The organism is Dolichospermum heterosporum TAC447 (assembly GCF_024584745.1).
GTDB classification, from domain to species: Bacteria; Cyanobacteriota; Cyanobacteriia; order Cyanobacteriales; family Nostocaceae; genus Dolichospermum; species Dolichospermum heterosporum.
Map to the genome: position 1 here is coordinate 4,321,275 of NZ_CP099464.1, position 18,102 is coordinate 4,339,376.

The 18,102-nt window shown below is 40.5% G+C and carries 9 protein-coding genes and 1 tRNA gene; 2 read left to right on the forward strand and 8 right to left on the reverse strand.

Annotated features, from left to right (window positions below):
• Window positions 1-255: 255 nt before the first annotated feature.
• Window positions 256-1,332 (reverse strand): recombinase RecA, encoded by a 1,077-nt coding sequence (recA, locus tag NG743_RS19480; RefSeq protein WP_027402322.1) that lies wholly within the window; start codon window positions 1,330-1,332, stop codon window positions 256-258.
• Window positions 1,333-1,598: 266 nt separating this feature from the next.
• On the opposite strand from recA, the gene NG743_RS19485 reads away from it, so the two are divergent.
• Both NG743_RS19485 and NG743_RS19490 read left to right on the forward strand, forming a co-directional pair.
• Entirely contained in the window at window positions 1,599-1,964 is a 366-nt protein-coding gene (locus NG743_RS19485) for a DUF1818 family protein (protein WP_027402323.1), read from the forward strand.
• 122 nt (window positions 1,965-2,086) lie between these two features.
• A tRNA-Pro gene (locus NG743_RS19490) sits at window positions 2,087-2,160 on the forward strand.
• Window positions 2,161-2,709: 549 nt separating this feature from the next.
• Here NG743_RS19490 and NG743_RS19495 read toward each other — a convergent pair.
• From NG743_RS19495 to NG743_RS19525, 7 genes are all read right to left on the reverse strand, one after another.
• Window positions 2,710-4,875 carry an AAA family ATPase gene (locus tag NG743_RS19495; protein WP_257120711.1) on the reverse strand — a complete coding sequence of 722 codons (2,166 nt, stop codon included), beginning with the start codon at window positions 4,873-4,875 and terminating at the stop codon, window positions 2,710-2,712.
• A gap of 202 nt (window positions 4,876-5,077) precedes the next feature.
• Window positions 5,078-5,551, reverse strand: a complete 474-nt coding sequence (locus NG743_RS19500; RefSeq protein ID WP_051424299.1) for a type III secretion system chaperone family protein — start codon at window positions 5,549-5,551, stop codon at window positions 5,078-5,080.
• Between the two features lie 104 nt (window positions 5,552-5,655).
• On the reverse strand, window positions 5,656-10,947 hold the full coding sequence (locus tag NG743_RS19505) for an eCIS core domain-containing protein (protein WP_257120712.1): 5,292 nt from the start codon (window positions 10,945-10,947) through the stop codon (window positions 5,656-5,658).
• 133 nt (window positions 10,948-11,080) lie between these two features.
• A complete protein-coding gene (locus NG743_RS19510; RefSeq protein WP_027402329.1) occupies window positions 11,081-11,509 on the reverse strand; it encodes a contractile injection system spike tip protein in 429 nt (142 codons plus the stop codon).
• A gap of 27 nt (window positions 11,510-11,536) precedes the next feature.
• Complete coding sequence (locus NG743_RS19515) at window positions 11,537-13,468, reverse strand: phage tail protein (RefSeq protein WP_027402330.1); 1,932 nt, start codon at window positions 13,466-13,468, stop codon at window positions 11,537-11,539.
• On the reverse strand, window positions 13,450-14,439 hold the full coding sequence (locus NG743_RS19520) for a baseplate J/gp47 family protein (RefSeq protein WP_027402331.1): 990 nt from the start codon (window positions 14,437-14,439) through the stop codon (window positions 13,450-13,452). Before NG743_RS19520 ends, NG743_RS19515 begins: the two co-directional genes overlap by 19 nt.
• A gap of 3 nt (window positions 14,440-14,442) precedes the next feature.
• The gene (locus NG743_RS19525; RefSeq protein WP_257120713.1) at window positions 14,443-18,102 is read right to left on the reverse strand and encodes a baseplate J/gp47 family protein; all 3,660 of its coding nucleotides are present in this window, start codon (window positions 18,100-18,102) and stop codon (window positions 14,443-14,445) included.

Here is an 18,102-nt window from a genome sequence, read left to right on the forward strand (position 1 = left end):
GGGCAAAAGTCAAAAGTTAAAAATAATAGTTAGGGCTTGCTGAATAAAACTGAAACCTTTTACAGCGGTTTCCGCTTTTATGAGGTACATCTTAGCCCCCTCATCGCTTGCGGGGAGGGGGTTGGGGGTGGGGTTCTTGTACCTCATAACATCGGGAAGTGCTGTATTAATAAACAGTTTTAGCTTTATTCAGCAAGCCCTAAATAAACTTAAAAAAGGCGTAGGGACAATTCAATAAATTGTCCCTGATACTGTTTATTCCTCTTCTAACTCAATCTCTTCTTCCTCCTCAACATCATGGGGTTGAACTACAGAATTAGCAGAAACTACAGCCCCTTTATCGAGTTTTTCCAAAACCTGTTCTTTAATTTTGGCAGCAAATTCTGGTTTTTCTTCTAAATACTTAATCGCGTTATCTCTACCTTGGGAAATGTTTTCACCACTGTAGCTATACCAAGCACCTTTACGCAAAAGAACACCAGTTTCTTCAGCTATATCCACTAAACAACCAATGGTAGAAACACCCTTACCAAAGATAATGTCAAATTCGGCAATTCTAAAAGGTGGTGCCACTTTATTTTTAGCTACTTTGACTTTGACACGGTTGCCAAATTCATCAGTTCCTTTTTTCAAAGTTTGAATTCTGCGAATATCCAAGCGCACAGAAGCGTAAAATTTCAGCGCGTTACCACCCGTTGTCGTTTCAGGACTACCATAGGTGACACCGATTTTTTGCCGTAACTGGTTAATGAAAATAACTGTGCATCCAGATTTACCAATATTACCAGTGATTTTCCGTAGAGCTTGGCTCATTAACCGAGCTTGTAAACCTACGTGAATATCCCCCATATCCCCTTCAATTTCGGCGCGGGGGACTAAAGCAGCAACGGAGTCAATGACAACAATATCAACAGCCGCAGAACGCACAAGTTGATCAACTATTTCTAATGCTGATTCACCATTGTCTGGCTGAGAAACAAGTAAGTTATCAATATCTACACCCAATGCAGCGGCATAGGTAGGGTCTAAGGCGTGTTCAGCGTCTACAAATGCCGCTATACCACCATTTTTTTGCACTTCTGCGAGGGCATGGAGGGCAATAGTAGTTTTACCAGAACTTTCTGGTCCGTAGATTTCGATTACCCGTCCTTTGGGTAAACCACCACCTAAGGCTAAATCTAGAGTGAGCGCCCCGGTGGATATTGTTTCTACCTTCATCCGGGTGGCATCACCTAAGCGCATAATTGCTCCCTTTCCGAAACTGCGCTCAATTTGTCCAAGTACAATATTTAACGCTTTTTGCTTGCCAGAAGTCTCAGTATTAGCTGCCATTTTTGCCTCTAAGTATAGGATTTTCCAAAATTACTGGACAGGAGTTTTAATAGAACGAATATACTATCCTAACCGGAAAGTGTGCCAATTAGGAACGTTTACAAAATTATGTTTGCCAAGATCCTAAGGCGATCGCTGAAAAATTATAGCATTTTAGATTTAAGATTGTGAAAGACTAACTGTATCAGCTTTCTATCTATCGCCATCGGTAAAGCCAACTGGTATAATTTTCACAGTTGATAGCGGCAGTCTGAGCATAAATCAGTATGGAACGAGTCATCAAAAGCGGCGCTGGTTGGCGCATAGGCTGGAATCCAGATGCACCAGAATTTAAAGGCTTAGTCGGCACAGAAGATTGGGCGATAGAATTAACCGAAGCAGAATTAAACGAATTTTGTCGTCTATTTAATCAGCTTGCAGATACCATGAAGCATCTAGCTACAGAATTAATGGACGAGGAAAAAATTGCCTGTGAAGCCGAAAGTGATTTATTATGGATGGAGGTGGAAGGTTATGCTCATGCCTACAATCTGCGCTTCATCCTCAATACAGGACGGGGGACGGAAGGTAAATGGGAGGCTTCAGCCGTAGCTGAATTGTTGCCAGCCGTCGGAATGTTAAAAGTTTTTTGAATCACCCCTTGCTATTTTTCTTGATCTTGTGATATCTTTGGGAGAGTGACTTAATTAATTTTAGATGCACGCATTGGGAATCATCCCCACGCCAAAAGTCTAAAATCTCAAGTTCACATTTACGGGACGTAGCGCAGCTTGGTAGCGCGCCACTTTGGGGTAGTGGAGGTCTAGGGTTCAAATCCCTACGTTCCGATTGACGGAAACTTTCAATTAGAGAACTGCACAGATTGGGGTACAGTTAGGTCGAGGGGGAGTAGTCGGGTAAGGTTCAAGCGTCACCGCTCTCCCCTCCCCTAAGAACCGTGCATAAGACTTTCGCACTTACACGGCTCAAGCCTTACTTCAAGCGAGTTGACTTGGTTTTAGAATGTTCCTGTTTGTGACACGCATGATGCAAGTGCTGTAGGTTTTCAACCCACATTCCGCACCCCCCGGTGTCACAATCGGTTTTTTCTGATTTTTATCCCCATTTAATGTTGTATTTTGTACCAAAACCAAGAAATATTGGTAGGCGATCGCTAAAACCAAATCTCCAAACGACCAATTTTCGTTGTGTGACAGTTTAGGGTGCGGAAGGTAGGTTTCAATGCCGTCTCGTCCACGTCTAGCCTTTTTTGAGCCAAAGGTAATTTTTTACTCCTTTTTTATTAATCAATTTCCGTAATAACCGATTGTGACAGTTAAGGGTGCGGAATGTGGGATCTAAATGTACCCCGACCATGGCTTACGCCACGCTGCGCTATCACGAAAAGACTTTTTCAGGAAGCCCTAATTCTTTGTTTTTGATGATTTTACCCATCTTTTGATATTCACGACGTACTGCTTGAATTAAGTGAGCTACTTCAATTTGATTGTTATCATCTGCGGCTAAAAAAGCTGCGGTTAAAGCAATATTACGAATATTTGCCCCAGTGAGTTCAAAATTACGGGCGAGAAAATTTAAATCTAATTCAGGACTACAGGGTGCACTTTTAGGAAATATTTTCTGCCAAATTTGATATCGTTGTTTTTCACTGGGAAATGGGAATTCAATAATAAACCGGAGTCGTCGCACAAAAGCATCATCCATATTCATGCGGAGATTGGTGGTAAGAATAGTTATGCCTTCATACTCTTCCATTTTCTGTAATAGGTAACTAATTTCCAGATTAGCATAGCGATCATGGGCATCTTTCACTTCGCTGCGCTTACCAAATAGGGCATCTGCTTCATCAAATAAAAGAATAGCATTAGCATTAGTAGCTGCGGTAAAAATCCGATTTAGGTTCTTTTCTGTTTCCCCAATATATTTACTAACTACTTGGGACAAATCAATTTTATATAAATCAAGCTGGAGTTCTTGAGAAATTATCTCTGCTGCCATGGTTTTACCTGTTCCCGGAGTTCCAGAAAACATGACATTTAACCCTTTCCCTAGTGATATCTTACTCTCAAAATCCCACTCTTCCCAAACTAAATGTTGATGCTTTATTTGATTGCAAATCTCTCGTAATAGATTTTTTTGGTGATCTGGTAATATAATATCTTCCCAACTATATTTAGGCTGAATATGCCGAGACAAGGTTGCTAAATCCTGTCCTGATAATCCTCTGGACGCAGTAAATAAATCAGTTAATGTTATAGGTTTTTGCGGGCTAAATTGGGAATTAGGAAACTCGGATACCGCGGCTTGCCAGCGAACTTGATTTCTAGCATTTGTCACAGCATCAGCAATTTGTTCAGAAGTCAAACGAAAGCGATCGCTCAAACTATCCAAGTCTATAGCATCCAGAGTAATATCTACGGATTGCAAGTAATTTTCCCAGTAAAAACGACGCTGTTGAAAATTTGGCATCACAAAAGGAATTGTGATCACTTCTATGGCTTTAGTTGTCGTATTTACCCAAGGCTTAATACCTGCTAAAATAGTAACTCTGGAATATTCTGTTAATTCCTTGAGAAACTCTTGATATAAAATAGTATTTTCTTGAGTTTGCAAAACATCTAAATCTTCGATATAAAGCAGGGCATTTTTAAACCAAGCTTCCCGAAATAATAGTTTGATAGTAAATTGAAACTCTGCTTTAGCAGCTAATATTCTCGTCGAATTTGCTATTAATAAAGGTACTTGTAATGAATTAGCAATGGCTTCAGAGGTATGACTTTTGCCAGAAATGTCCTCACCTTGAAAATATAAATTTAGGGTTTTACCTGCTAACCAATTGGCATTGACTAAAGATATTAAACCTTGCTTAATTTCAGGTTTTAAAGGCAAGTCATCAAACTGAAATTTAGGCGTAATTAATTGACAAAAAGAAACGAGTCTGCCATCAATTCCCGGTTCTCCTAATAGCAGTTGAATTACCTGCTGATCAAGTTTAATGTTATGGGCAAGTAGGGGTGGATCTGTTTGATGAGAATCGGGGAAAAGATGCAGTAAACTGTGACGAATTAAAGGCGCATCTGCACTAAAGTTAACCCGCCGCGCAAGTTTTTCTATTGCTGAAGTACAGAGTAAATTTAGAGCTAGATCTACAGTTGGTCGTTTGCAACGCACATCATCTTGGAGATAGGCGTAAAGGCGTTCGTAACGGCGGTCAAGTTCTGGGGCGAGTGCGATCGCTATAATATTGATATCGAAGTCTGATAACTCAAAAGTTTTCTGAAGCCATGCGAGAGGGGAATCTGTTTCAACAACATCCGAGGGAAATTGCTGAAAATTCTCTGTATATAATAAGGGGATTCCTGGTTTTCGTTCTAGTAACCGTTCTACTTCTTCTTCATTGATTTGTATTCCTCGATAGGAATTGTTTTCCGCATCTGTGCCATAGGCACTTTGAGCGGCTATGATTGCAGTTTCTAATAGTCCGTCTAACTGTTTTAATAATAGTAATAGTTGGTTGATATGGACTTTCTCTCCCAGGAGCATAAGTATTCTAATTTTTTTGTATTGTCATCAGAATTTTTGAATGACAAGAATAGTTTTTAAGATTTGAACCAAAGTTAATAAAATGAAAACTCAGAGATGTTGAATATGACTTCAATAGTTTATTGGCAGAAGTGCCTCCTCCTGCCATTATCCTTTCTCCTTGTTTTTGTAAACTGGAAATAATCTTAATTAAAGATTGCTTCTAAATCTCACTAGATAATGTATCTATTTCAGAATCTTCGATGTGGGCGATCGCCGCTGCTGGAGAAATATCCGTAAACATCACCTGTAAAATCCCAGGCAAATATTGATCCATCGTCATAATATTGATTAATAAACATTGCTCAATCATTAATTCTGGTTGAACCTCGCCAGCAAATTGTATGCTTGTCTTGAAGCGAATTTCGCCATCTCGTAAATCAAATTCAAAATTTCCGAACTTTAAACCAAAATTAGCCCGTGTTAAGAACTCCTGTATAACAGTGTACTTTTCCACAAGGGGTTTATTAGAACACACTGAGTAAGCCACAAATTGCTGATACTCATCCACACATTTTACAATCACAATCCAATTTGCAGTTTCTCCATTGATATCAATCCTTAGTGTGGCGTTACCTAGATCGTAAAACTGCCATTCTTGTTTTTTGAGTACAGACTCTGTAGCTTTCAGAAGCATTAGTGATTCACCAAAGTAAACGATAGGTTATTGCTTAGATTTTAGTGTAACTTTGTGAACTATTTTGTTAACAAAAATTCACCTAAAAACGTAATTTTGTCTTGTCAAGTTTCGATATCTTCCAACTCAGAAACTTGTTTCTCAATGGATGAAATATCTAGCTTAATACTCTCTTCCTTTAATTTTTCTTGAGCAGAATCTAGTATTTTTTGCTCTTTTTCAATAGTAGATATATTCTCAATGCCTTTTCCTTGCTCTAGTGCTTGAATGTTTTGAATAGCGGCTTCAACATCTGCCAGCACAGCAACTGATTGCTTGATAGCTGCGACCGCATCTTGATACCTCGCGTAGTGTACATCATATTTGTCGCTAATTTTGTCCCAAAGATCGCTTGCTGTTTTGATTTTGTTGCTCAAGTAATCTTTATTATTTCTTCCTCGTAATGTCGTGCCGCCTTCGTTCAATATCTCTTTGGCTTGATGTACACTATCTGAGTGCCGTATGCCAGAGGCTACTTGTTTAATAATGTTCCTTTTCTTGATAGGTTCATTTTTATCCCCATTCAATTTCTTCCATACATTGCTATAGCGCGATAACTTTTTATTAATTTTGTCTAGCTGATCGACGCATTTATCGCTCTTTTCTACCTCCTTGTCGATAACACCTTGTGTTACCTTAATTGCCTCCTTGTATTTAACCTCAATTTTCTTAATAATTGCTTGGCGTTCTTCCCCACTGCCTTCAATGGATTGTGCTGCATCCCGTAACAATTTTTGTGCTTCGGCGACGGCAATTATTTCACCTTTTGGACCTGTGCCATTTTTCTCAATCTCACCTTTCATTACTCCACCGAATGTAGGTGAACTAACTTTTAATTTACCATCCTCATCAATCTTAATATCGCCCCCAATATTACCAGAACCTAACTCCCATTTACCTATAGTGATACGGTATAGGTTTTTCTTGAAGAAGTAGAATGCTTGAGCTTGAATGCCAGCAGCAATCTCAGCCGTAAATTTGGCTTCAGCATAATATTTCGATGTCAATTTACTTGCATTGATTTTCTTGGTACTTTCGTCATATCCAAATTTGCCGCTAAATTGCAGACCCCCAATTGCATCAGCACGACATAGCCCTTCTATGTATGCTTGTAATGAGGCAATGTAGGCACTTCCCACACCCGCAAAAGCTTTTAAGCTAACCGCTAAGTATCCTTTGATCTCTGGGTTAACGGCAAAATCCCAATCTTGGTTTGTCCCATTTTTGGCTATTGCACCTTTCAACGCACCCTCAATGCCACCTTTAATGCCTAGCTGAACCCCCGCCTCTAAGCCTGGGACAATAGGATAGCTGAAATCAATACTTGGCCACACCATCAATTTACCAGGTAGTTCTACCTTGCCCTGAGCTTCAAGTTTGGCACTCTCAATTTTGAGTTGACTAGGTGAAACAGTTCGATCAAGTTTGACAGCACCTGTACCTGTGGCTTGGAAGTAATCGCCAAACTTTAATTCTAGACCGCCACCAATGATGGTGCTATATTTTTGTTTTGCACCTTCAATACTGGCTTTAGATTCTTTAATTTTTACAATTTCACCCAGGGGAATTTCTGGCATTGGGACGCTGATTTTATCCCAATCAATCCCGTTGTGATCAATTCGTGCATTTTTCGCCTCCGCCGATATGTTTTTTAGTTCTGGAATAGTGATACTAGCTTGGCTTAAGGTCAGGGATTTCTTTTCATGATCATAGTTGATACCTTTCGCCTCAAAATTCAAGATGTCGGCGATTGTCGCACTTAGAGATAGATTCTTGCTTTCATAGTCCCATTTACCGGATTGGTAAATAATCTTAAGGTCGCCGCTTGATTTGACATTAACAATTTCTTTGGAGCCAATATTTACTGCTACTGCTCCGGCACATTCTAATTTATATTGCTGGCTCTTGCCACCGATGGTTGCTGTAGGCTGACTAACTGATGCGAATTCCCCTAATTTAATATCCTTAGTTTTGACGGTGATTTTATCCCAATCAATTCCGTTTTTATCAATCTGAGCTTTTTCTACCTTAACCGATGTCTCGTTGAGTTCTGGAATGATGACACTCGCTGTTTCAAATGCGAGGGATTCATTGGTATTGTCATAGGTAATCCCTTTGGCTTCCAGATTAAATACTTCGTCAATTGTTGCCTTGAGATAACCTTTGCTAATAGCGTATTTCCATGTTCCGGCTGTATAGTTAATATTGACATCTCCACCGGATTCTACCTTGCCAACTCCGGTGGAACTCAGATTAATTCCTATGTTGCCAGAAACATCTGACTTATATTGGTCTTTCTTCCCAAGGATACTTCCCTTGATATTCTTAATTTCGGCAAAATTTCCTAATTTAATATCATCGGTTTTCAGGATGATTTTTTGCCAATCAATGCCGTTTTTATCAATCTGAGCTTTTTCTACCGCCGCTGAGGTGTTGTTGAGTTTTGGAATGATGACACTCGCTGTTTCAAATGCGAGGGATTCATTGGTATTGTCGTAAGTAATCCCTTTGGCTTCCAGATTAAATACTTCGTCAATTGTTGCCTTGAGATAACCTTTGCTAATAGCGTATTTCCATGTTCCGGCTGTATAGTTAATATTGACATCTCCACCGGATTCTACCTTGCCAACTCCGGTGGAACTCAGATTAATTCCTATGTTGCCAGAAACATCTGACTTATATTGGTCTTTCTTCCCAAGGATACTTCCCTTAATATTCTTAATTTCGGCAAAATTTCCTAATTTAATATCATCGGTTTTCAGGATGATTTTTTGCCAATCAATGCCGTTTTTATCAATCTGAGCTTTTTCTACCGCCGCTGAGGTGTTGTTGAGTTTTGGAATGATGACACTCGCTGTTTCAAATGCGAGAGATTCATTGGTATTGTCATAGGTAATCCCTTTGGCTTCCAGATTAAATACTTCGTCAATTGTTGCCTTGAGATAACCTTTGCTAATAGCGTATTTCCATGTTCCGGCTGCATAGTTAATATTGACATCTCCACCGGATTCTACCTTGCCAACTCCGGTGGAACTCAGATTAATTCCTATGTTGCCAGAAACATCTGACTTATATTGGTCTTTCTTCCCAAGGATACTTCCCTTAATATTCTTAATTTCGGCAAAATTTCCTAATTTAATATCATCGGTTTTCAGGATGATTTTTTGCCAATCAATGCCGTTTTTATCAATCTGAGCTTTTTCTACCGCCGCTGAGGTGTTGTTGAGTTTTGGAATGATGACACTCGCTGTTTCAAATGCGAGAGATTCATTGGTATTGTCATAGGTAATCCCTTTGGCTTCCAGATTAAATACTTCGTCAATTGTTGCCTTGAGATAACCTTTGCTAATAGCGTATTTCCATGTTCCGGCTGTATAGTTAATATTGACATCTCCACCGGATTCTACCTTGCCAACTCCGGTGGAACTCAGATTAATTTCTATGTTGCCAGAAACATCTGACTTATATTGGTCTTTCTTCCCAAGGATACTTCCCTTAATATTCTTAATTTCGGCAAAATTTCCTAATTTAATATCATCGGTTTTCAGGGTGATTTTTTGCCAATCAATGCCGTTTTTATCAATCTGAGCTTTTTCTACCGCCGCTGAGGTGTTGTTGAGTTTTGGAATGATGACACTCGCTGTTTCAAATGCGAGAGATTCATTGGTATTGTCATAGGTAATCCCTTTGGCTTCCAGATTAAATACTTCGTCAATTGTTGCCTTGAGATAACCTTTGCTAATAGCGTATTTCCATGTTCCGGCTGTATAGTTAATATTTACATCTCCACCGGATTCTACCTTGCCAACTCCGGTGGAACTCAGATTAATTCCTATGTTGCCAGAAACATCTGACTTATATTGGTCTTTCTTCCCAAGGATACTTCCCTTGATATTCTTAATTTCGGCAAAATTTCCTAATTTAATATCATCGGTTTTCAGGATGATTTTTTGCCAATCAATGCCGTTTTTATCAATCTGAGCTTTTTCTACCGCCGCTGAGGTGTTGTTGAGTTCTGGAATGATGACACTCGCTTTGAGAATGCCAATAGATTTGTTAATATTGTCGTAATTTATCTCTGTTGCATCAAGCTTAAAAATATTGTCAATCGTCGCACTTATGGAACCATTTGTAATCGCATATTTCCATGTTCCTGCCGCATAAGTAATATTGACTGTGCCGCTTGTTTTTGCCTGAAGACCTTGTGAACTAAGATCAACCCCAAACGTTCCAGAAACGTCCGATTGATATTGTTTTTTCTTGCCAAGAATGTTGCCTTGGATATTCGTAATTGTGGCGATTTCCCCTAATTTAATATCTTGGGTTTTAACGGTAATTTTATCCCAATCAATGCCTTCACTATCAACCACCATCCCACTCACACTAGCAGTAGTGTTATTGAGATCTGGAATAATAACTGTGCCATCGCCTTTGAGAGCATCTTGAGCATCGTTATGTTCCAGATTTTGTGAAGTGAATTTAAAGATTCCTATTTCTCCAGTAACATCTTTTGATATATCTATTCCACCTTTAGATTTCTTTAGTGTCTGTTTAGGCTTGTCATCATCTTTACGCTGTACAAGCCGTCCTTGCCCCCCTTGCTGAATAACATGGGTTAATTCATGGGCTAGGAGTTCCTGCCCTTTAAGACTTCTGGGTTGATAAGCGCCCCGCTTAAAAAAGATGTCCCTTCCCTTTGTGAAAGCAAGGGACTGAATGGAGCGATTTAATTCATCTGACTGGTCATCGGTATGCACCCTGACACCACTCAAATCAGCACCAAATGACTCTTCTAGCGGTTCCCGAATATCCTCCGAGATAGGCTGCCCCTGACCCTGTTGTTGTTTAATGGCTGTTTCTAAGTGTGGTGTGGTTGCTATTCCCCCCGCGATAGGCTGAGGAGATGACACCGACTTTCGCATTAATTTTTGGCTATGGACTGCTTCTGGGTTAGCTGATGGCTGGGAAATAGGGTGATTAATTTGTTTAACTACTTGTGCAGCTACTCTATCAGCTTCCTGTTCGTATTTATCCCCTGGTTGGTTAACTGTCAGCTTGGCCTGCACCAGATAACCTTGTCCATTACCTGCTAACTCGTGGGAAAGACCGCGAAAAAAAGACCGACGTTGTAGAGGGGAGTTATTAGCTGTTGAAATTTGTTTGAGAAGTAGGTTTGGGGAATTATCTGTTGGCTGATCTTGGGAGCTTTGCGACTCAATTAGGCGACCCAGTGCCTGGTTACCAAACATTTCTTGTATTTCTTCCGCTGGATGGATATCACAGTTCTTATTAGATGTGGCTTGTTGTTTGGCAGTGGCTTGAGTTTTTTTGCTTTGGCTTTGTTGCAAAGTACCCATATATATTACTCTCTACTTTTCTGATTGAAAATGTGAATGTTGTTAATTTTGGTGAGCATTGACGCAGATAAAGTTAAAGAAACTTAGTTAAGTTATTTGATAATAATGAACAAGGATTAATTAATATCGAGTTTCATGTGCCTTTAACTCGAAAGTTAGTAGTGATGAAACTACCAGTCCCAGCATATTGCGGACTAGGATCAGGAACTGGCCCAGCAGGGGTGGGTTGCTGGGCAGGAACAACAACTTGAAACTTGGCTTTAAATGTCCCTCCCTTGAGTAAAACCGGTTTACCGTTAGATTTGGTTCTTTGGGCTTTTTGATTGGGTGCTAGGGAATCAATGGAAAGAATACCCACACCGGGAATAGGATGTGATGGAGTCATGTAGGGACAACCAGGAACAATGACGGTTTTTTCATCCCCATCAACACAGACCATTTTTTTGTTAATCATGTCTTTACTAGACCCCACTATATTACCAGGAATTACGGTAACAATAGCTTGCCCAAATGGGGGGTTAAACATGGCCATATCGCCTGTGGTTAAAATAAAGTCAGCCATAATGATCTAGTTACAACCAAAATTTAATTAATCAATCCAATCGTCTTCCTCAACTGCCAAAGTTTTCAGCATATATGGGGTAACTCTGCCAATGATGGTATTACCTTGAATATCTCCATCCTGATCCTTAAGAGGGTGACAAATTTCTAGAACATTCGCCCTGGGATTGAGATTAAAGTCTTCTGCGATAATCACCTGAGACACAGGACGCTGATTAAGATTGAAGTTGAGCTTGATGGTGATGTTTCCAGCCACTTGGCGATCATTGACGTTAGATAACACTATGTAAAAGCCTTTGGGGTTATCCAAAAATCGTTGATAGCTAACCTGGTGTGTAGCCCGCAGTCCTTGGGAGGAAAATTCTAGATTTGGCATTAGAGGGCTAAAGGAAGAAGTACGGGATTGAATGCGTAATATTAACAACCTGGCGATTTTTTCCCCTTCTGTTTCAGCTACGTCTGTTAGTGTAATAATTGCTTCTATTTCTATGTTCTTTTTAGCTGGAGAATCAAATAATTTAAACCGATAAATCCGCTCTAACCACTGGGAGTTAGGAACGAGACGCATGGTTGCACCTACTTCGGGGCCTAGAAGGGTGTTGCCAATTTTGTATTCTTGATTTTGACTGTAAATTTTTAATTCAGAATCATCTAAACCTGTGGGAATTTGGATTGTTTCACCTACTTGGTTTCCCAAACGAGTATTCCCCTCCATGCTCTCAAACAATCGTCTGGGTTTGTAAATTCTCAGTCTGGCATCATGCACCAGGCGCATGGTTTGACCAACTTGAGAACCCAGGCGCGTATTACCGTCAATCCACTTGATTTGAGGCTGATAAATTTTTAACGGAGGTTCTGGGCGGACACGCAAAGTTTGCTCTGGATTGGAGTCAAGACGAGTATTTCCCGGCATTAACTCTAATTGATTCAGGGGGCGATAAATTCTTAAGTTAGGTTCTAGGTCAAAGGGTAGGGAATCAAATATGATCAGGGAATATTGCTGGTGGTTGAGATTAAAATTAACTTGAACCGTAATTTTTCCAGTCAGTTGGCGATCGCTCAAATTAGCTAGAGCGATAAAAAAGCCATCGGGATTGTTGGTAAATTGTTCATAAAACACTGTTTGCCTGACATGGGGTCCGAGTTGGCTGCCATTCGGTTCAAGGGGCAAATTTTTTCCCTGAATGCGGATTAGTATTTGCTCTTCTAAGGGATCTCCGGGCGGGCAATCATTCAGTTTAATCCTAGCCTCGATTTGCATTTTCTGTTGAGGCGGAGCGTCAAATAAGGTAAACGGATAACAACCTCCCCATGCTTTGGTAATTTGCATGGTTAGTGTTAATATTCTTAAGGCATAAAAGGTATGGGCTGGTTTTTCTTGATCAATAATGGCTTTGGCAATCCGGCATCCTCGCCAATATCTCTCCGGCTGAGTGGTCAGAAGGGGAATTTGGACTTGAAAGTAATGAGGATGGTCGTCAAATTCAAATATTGAAATCTTTCCTGCGGGATAGTTGGAGTTAAATTCTTGGAGATAAAGTTCCAGATAAATTCCTAACATTTGTTTTAATCCGGAAATAGTTCCCCGAATTTGGTATAGCGGCACTATTCGGCTAATAAATTGCCGCTTAACTGCTTCATCCCAATCTTCTCGTAAACTTAATGCTACCCACCCTGCCAACCATGGCAAAAATTCCGATGGAGTTTTCTGGGGGTCGAAATAGGTGTGAATCTGAGAAATGATTGTTTCTAAACCAACAGAAGTTTGGGAATTTCTGGAAATAATCTGAGGATGAAGCGAAAAATGTTCTTGCTCTTGAATAGACCCGGTAAGAATTTTTTCAGACGCTAGTAAAAATCTGCTCAAAAAGGGACTTTTTTGCAGATCAAGATCAGAGAAATCTTCTTGCAGATAAGCAGGTAAATATTCTTGATAACTACTTAGTTGTTTCTTTTCCATTTTGCTTCAAAATGTTGTTGAATGGTGATAATTTTGTCAATTTCTACCTCAACCAATTCATTTTCTTCTAGAGAAATACCGATCATTTCGGATTGTTGGTTGAATTTTTTTCTTTGCTCATCGAAGTCGTTAAGTTGAACTACCTCTACATAATCAACACCAGGCAAATTATCCAATAATTGATATAACTCAGAAATATAGATATCCGCGCCAAAAGGATAGCCCTTACCTTGCCAATATTCTTGGGAATCTAAAGGAGCAAAAAAAGCTTTAATCCGGCGTTCTGCTTCTTTTTGAACAAACAGATTATTCCCACCGTCTTGTAAATATAAAGTAGCAGCAACTTTGATTTTCACATATTTGGGGTCAACTAGATGGAGGCGGGTAGTAATCAGTCGTCTTTGATTGAGAAATTTCTTAATTATTTTTCTGAGATTTTCGGTATTGGAACTATGTAGACGAGGCAAAATTACTAAGCTAATATGCCCTTCCACAATCTCATTGACATCTTTTGTTTCTAAATCTCGCTCTGGCAAGCATTGCACTCGCGCAATTATCCCCTCCTCTCCAAAGTCTCTTTTAATAGTCTTAGTTTTTGACCAGTCAGATAAAATCAGCCGTTCAAAATCTTTGGCGGTGACGGCTCGATAGGGTGTTCGCAATTCTGCCAAGGTTTTTTGAATCTCAGCCTGCAAGATGGCATTTTGGTCGGCGGGAGATTTTTCTGCTGGCAGTTCAAAATGATGCCCTTTGAGTAGAGTTAAAAAAGCGGCTTGATTGTGATTAGGGATTTGATTGACTCGATATAACACCATTTCAGTCAACCAGGCCAATAATTCAATCAGGATAATTCCCGTATCAGATGGGTTGTGATCTGTCCATTGGGGTGCTTCCGTGGGAATGAGAGCAACCGCTTCTTCTACCAGGCTGGAGTATGTGCGGTCATCGAGATTGGGTAATGGTAATGGCATAAGTTAATCTGTCTCTCCTGGTAATTTCAAGGTAACTCGGTGCTGACCAGAGTAAATAAGAGTGCGGATATCCATTTGACAATCAGTCGGTTGGATGTCTAGGTAGCGGACGTATTTGACCCCTGGAACTGCTTCCAAGAGGGCATAGAGGTCGGAAAGGTGAGGTTTACGTCCGAAGCTCCACCCTACTCCTTGATTGCCACCTGTGAGGGGGTGAAGAAAGTTGTGGAGGCTACGCTGAACTTCAACTCTGACAGCATCAGCATTTTCTAGAGAACCAGGGACAATTTCCGTAATAATTCTGATCTCTTGCCAGTTAGGTCCGGTTACTTGCAGTTTCATGGTCGGCACAAACCGCGCTTGTAAATAAGTATGGACTCGATTCAGTAATGCCAAGTTGGGGGTGGGCTGACGTTCCAAACTGTGGGGAACGATGATTACTCGCACCCGCCCAGCCCGAATCTCATGGGTAAAAACTTGAATGGGATTGCCCTCGATTTTAGGACTCTGACTCCTAACTTCTGTTATCTTGGCGAGTGAGGAATTTCCCTCCGGTTCAATCCATAGTTCCTCCAGTAAGGGATTGAAATTGGGAACCATCATTTCTGGGGTGATCACCTTTACCCTGGCCACATCTATAGATGCTTGATATGTTAGGTCTTCAAAATCTTGGGCTGTCACGGCGCGATCGCGGTGGCGTAGTCGTTGGGGCGATCGCTCTTTGAGCCGTTCCAGAGATTCTTGCTCGTTTCCTCCTGTGGCCGCTTCCCAATTAATGACGCTATCAATGTAGGGGATAGTAGTTTTTAATTCGGCAATCTTATAGGCAGGTTGATTCCCTCTGATGCCACCTCCAGTATGATAGCGAGTCAGGCGAATATTGTTGCGTCCTCGCGGTGGAATCATTCCTGCTTTTCCGTCACCAAACTGAATTTTTCCGGTTTGGCGATCAATGACATAATGACGATCCTTGGTCTGGGAACTATAAAAATCAGGGACTTCTTGCCAGCGCACCCAAACTGCTACTAATTGACCTGTTTCATCTGTAATTGTGCTGATTGCTTCTGAGCCTGATTGTAGTTCAATGACTTGTCGTTCTTCGTCGGCAGGCATTTTACCTTCCTGCACCTCTAATTGTTGTCCCCAAAGAATGGGTACCTGACTGGCAGAAAATACCTGTTGCGGCTCATTGTTGCTAGAACCTAATATCTCATTTTCTAAAGTAATAGTTTGACTAGCCCAGGTAGTATTCGTCCGTACAGAACGCAAACGGGGATCTACGGAAAAATCAACAGAATAGCTTATTTGCCAACCAAGATAGCGGATCAAGCCGAACAAGTGTAATCGTCTAAAGCCTAATGCCCATTTAAAAAGACATAAGAGTGCGAATGGAATACTACTGGGCTTTTTCCTGGCTCGTAGCCAATAAAGTTCTTTGCCAAAGTGAGACGATGGGATAAAATCTGTTAGCCCAATAAATTGAATTAGCCCCTTCTCAGCAAAGGCTTGGGTTTCATCCTGAACAACTAGGGGTTGCCATCCGTTGGGACTAGCGTATTCCCAAGCAATCCGCTGTAGGTTAAGGTCACCTTCCCCTCGATTGGCATTGGGGGCTACTTCACTGGGTAAAGGTGGTTCAACTTGGAGGTAAAGAGTATTGGGACGATTGGGAAATGGTTGATTAAATCCCAAATAAAGGGCGGAATTGCGATTAATTGCGGGAGTTAACGGGTGAAAACAACGAATTACCCTAACTGCTCGCCGATGATCATGATTCAATGCTGTGGTGAAGATGACCAGATGGCGATCTCGATCAATTAGCTCAATTTGCCGTTTTTCGGGATTATTATCGTCAAATTTGATCAACTCACCTAATCTTAACTGACTAACATCATCCAGATGTAAGATCCTTTCGCCAGCTTTAACCGCTTGTGTCAGTCTGACAAATCCTAAAGAACTGCCCTCACAATAAATAAAGTCGTTATAAGCATAGTAAGATGCAGGTTTTCTCAGCAGAAATTTATAAGTTAATGTCAAAGATTGGACTACCGGTGGATCGCAAGTGTCAGGAATCTTGTCCACCATAATAAATTTGCACAATATTCGACTGCTGGCTTCATATTGATTACGAATATTATTCTCAAGAATCAGCTTTTTCTCGGAGGCAATTTTATTAATTATTCTGACTTCTTCCTGTCTGGTTGGATCAGCTAATGATTGGATGCGAATGGTATCATTAATCTCTAATTCATCTACACTATCAACGAATATTGCTGTTTGTCCAGAGGAGATGCCTCTAGAAACTAGGGTGACATCATTATAAACAACATATTTTTTCTCTCTCCCTCTGATCCCGTAAATTCCATTGTTAATGCGGGCGCGCAGCCAATAGGAATTTTCTCTATGATCATCAACTAGATTCTCATTAATTAGTGATTGAGGAAACTGAAAAGTAGTTGATGTGATAGGTTCTGTAGGTTCTATAAATTTTATTGGTGATGAATCATTACTCCATCTAAATTTATCTGCTGCTGTTGAAGTTTCAATGATTTGCCAATTTTGCCCGTTTCCTATTTCCCAAATGATATTTATATCGTCAGTATAACTGGGTTGATGGTTCAGTTTTGGGCTAATTTCTATGGCAACTCCGGGTTTAATTAATTTATTATCTAAAGGAATAGAAAATGTATCGTTACGCCCAGGGGTTGTACCAAAGGGATAGAAATCTTTGCTTAGATCCAAGGGAGTATTATTAAATAAGCATAATTCGGGGGTATGGGTTTGATTAATACTAGTGCTAATTTCAATTTGGGTAACTTCTGGTAAATTATTTCGTGCGGCTTCCGCTAATTGATTCCGTTGCTGAGACTTTAAGCTTACCCGCAAACATGGGGCTTTTTGTCCATTAAATTGCACAAAAGGCATCAATTTAGGTAACTGAGTCACTGTGATCATGAATTGTGTTGTATTTGCTTGGGTGTGAATGTGGGTCAGAGGTTTCCATGCTGTCTTCTCCCAATATGACCAAATATCAAGTAATTCCCCGAATTGAGTGGGACTATTAGTATCAATAGTGATGGTAATCGTTTCTAATTTTGGTATGCTAAATATTTCTTCAGAATATATATAAAGATAATGCTCCGTGGGGAGGTCGCCTTTGAAAGCTGAAAATGCTGGATTTTGGTTGGCAATTGTGGGATCAATCCAATGGTTGCGATCGCTATAATAATCCCGATCTTCGGCCACAAACATTGCTTGTAGTTGTGTCCCGCTGACTACCAAATCTTGTTCAGTTTCAAAGATAACTTCCTCTGTTTCACCTTCGGGAGCGGGTGCAGAAACTTGGGTATGAGCAGGAACTATTGCATCTACCGGACTACCACCCGCTAAGGTAAAGGTGAGAGGGACTCTGGCTGGTTGAGGGGGAGCCTGTTGAGTACCAATTAAGTTGAGAAATGCCAGCAAATTACGATCCGGGGAGCGATTGAGGCGATCGCTAACGATGGTGGCCATGCGGCTGAAAATGCGGATAAGTGCCAAACCTGAATCGCTTTTATCCAGGCATCGCCATTTGTTATCCGTATAGTCCTCAGTTAATTCCTGAGTTTCCTGAACTATATCTTCATAGGTGCGCTGATCAATTTTGGGGGGAGGTAAAAACAT

Coding starts and splice junctions, on each gene's coding strand:
- recA (WP_027402322.1), bottom strand. CDS start 1,332: ATGGCAGCTAATACTGAGACTTCTGGCAAGCAAAAAGCGTTAAATATT.
- NG743_RS19485 (WP_027402323.1), top strand. CDS start 1,599: ATGGAACGAGTCATCAAAAGCGGCGCTGGTTGGCGCATAGGCTGGAAT.
- NG743_RS19495 (WP_257120711.1), bottom strand. CDS start 4,875: ATGCTCCTGGGAGAGAAAGTCCATATCAACCAACTATTACTATTATTA.
- NG743_RS19500 (WP_051424299.1), bottom strand. CDS start 5,551: ATGCTTCTGAAAGCTACAGAGTCTGTACTCAAAAAACAAGAATGGCAG.
- NG743_RS19505 (WP_257120712.1), bottom strand. CDS start 10,947: ATGGGTACTTTGCAACAAAGCCAAAGCAAAAAAACTCAAGCCACTGCC.
- NG743_RS19510 (WP_027402329.1), bottom strand. CDS start 11,509: ATGGCTGACTTTATTTTAACCACAGGCGATATGGCCATGTTTAACCCC.
- NG743_RS19515 (WP_027402330.1), bottom strand. CDS start 13,468: ATGGAAAAGAAACAACTAAGTAGTTATCAAGAATATTTACCTGCTTAT.
- NG743_RS19520 (WP_027402331.1), bottom strand. CDS start 14,439: ATGCCATTACCATTACCCAATCTCGATGACCGCACATACTCCAGCCTG.
- NG743_RS19525 (WP_257120713.1), bottom strand. CDS start 18,102: ATGTTTTTACCTCCCCCCAAAATTGATCAGCGCACCTATGAAGATATA.